General features: G+C 62.1%; 2 protein-coding genes. One reads left to right on the top strand and one right to left on the bottom strand.

Annotated elements, in window-relative coordinates:
• The coding region (locus tag EOA86_RS34585) for a PLP-dependent transferase (protein WP_206630225.1) at window positions 1-559 on the bottom strand (559 nt) is incomplete at its 3' end.
• 428 nt (window positions 560-987) lie between these two features.
• Between EOA86_RS34585 and mraZ the strand changes: the two genes are divergently transcribed.
• On the top strand, window positions 988-1,432 hold a 445-nt coding region (gene mraZ, locus EOA86_RS34580), incomplete at its 3' end, for a division/cell wall cluster transcriptional repressor MraZ (protein ID WP_128345609.1).

The raw sequence follows: 1,432 nt of genomic DNA, 5'->3' as shown, positions 1-1,432 counted from the left end.
CGCCGAGATCGAGCGGGCGTTGGCCGAAGGGCGTCATTGTCGTGTTGTCGACCACCAGAATCGCCCCCGCTTTGTGCGCCGCTTCGGCGACCGCCGTAATGTCGCAGATATCCAGTCCCGGATTTGCGGGAGTTTCGACGAAGGCCAGTCGATATCCATCGAAGCCGCCGTCGAGGAAAGTCGATGTCGGCCGGATATCGTAGGCGACGCCGAAAGGTTTTAGGAAACCCTCCGCCAGGGCCCGCGTGGTGTGATAGCCGTCCGACGGCAGCAGGATACGGTCGCCGGATTTGAGCAATCCAAAAAACACCGCCGAGATTGCAGCCATTCCAGAGGGGAAGGCGACGCATGGCGCCCCTTCCAGATGCGCCAGCATGTGTTCGACCGCGTCCCAGGTCGGATTGCTGAAGCGGCCATATTGATCGAACCCGGTGGCGTCGCCCGGTGCATGATAAATGGCGGCCATAGTCAGCGGCAGGGGAATTGGGTCGCCCATGGCAAGCCTGCCACGACGCAGATGGGGAAGTGCCGCGGCGCGCGATCTGGCTGTTTCGGACATGGATTTCAACCTTGTTTCTGACCGAGAAAAGAATCTGTTTCTGACCGGGAAAAGACGGGCTGACGCTATGCGCGGTGGCGATCCGCGGCAAGCGGCCTCCGGTAGGCCAGGCGCTCTAAACGCTTCGTTAGGCTTAATGGAGCATAAAGACGGGAGTGCCGTCAGAGCTGCTCTCATCGGTTGTGGCGCGCGCGTTTGTGAAGCCTATTCCCGTTGACGCCCATAGCGCCCCATGATATCCCATTTCGATATTCAAGCCTTCGTTCCGCGTCAGGGTGAAGCGTACGCCAATCGGGCAGCCGCGGCGGCTGCGCGTTCGCCTGTTTTCGCCTTTCAGAACGAAGTGAGTTTTGGGCAGGGACCGCGCCGCGGCGGCGCGGGCGGGAAGATGCAGAGGGGTGCGGCGGCGCAAGCGGCCGTAACGCGTAATGGACCGGTTTCTGTCAAGCGCGGTGAACAGGATCGATGCGAAGGGGCGGGTGTCCGTTCCGGCGCATTTCCGTGCGGTTGTGCAGAAACGCGGCTATTCGGAACTCTATGCGCTGCGCTGCCTGGACCGTCCGGCGATGGATGTCGGCGGGCTCGACCTGCTCGACCGCTACGAGCAGCGCATCGCGCAGGAAGATCCTTTCCTGCAGGCGGCGGACGACATGTCGTTCTTCTGCCATGGCGATGGAACCTTTCTCAAGCTCGATCAGGACGGCCGCATCTCGATGACCGATTTCATCCGCGAGCACACCGGCATTTCCGCGGAAGCAGCGTTTGTCGGCCGCGGCAATTTCTTTCAGATCTGGGAACCTGGACGGCTCGCCGCCTATGGGGCGCAAGCACGCGCCCGGCTTTTGCAGCTTCGGCAGGGGACGAAGCCTGGGG

The organism is Mesorhizobium sp. M5C.F.Ca.IN.020.32.2.1 (assembly GCF_004023105.1).
Lineage (GTDB): Bacteria > Pseudomonadota > Alphaproteobacteria > Rhizobiales > Rhizobiaceae > Mesorhizobium > Mesorhizobium wenxiniae.
Note: the sequence above shows the minus strand (reverse complement) of the source record. Positions and strands in the feature narration are given on the sequence as shown.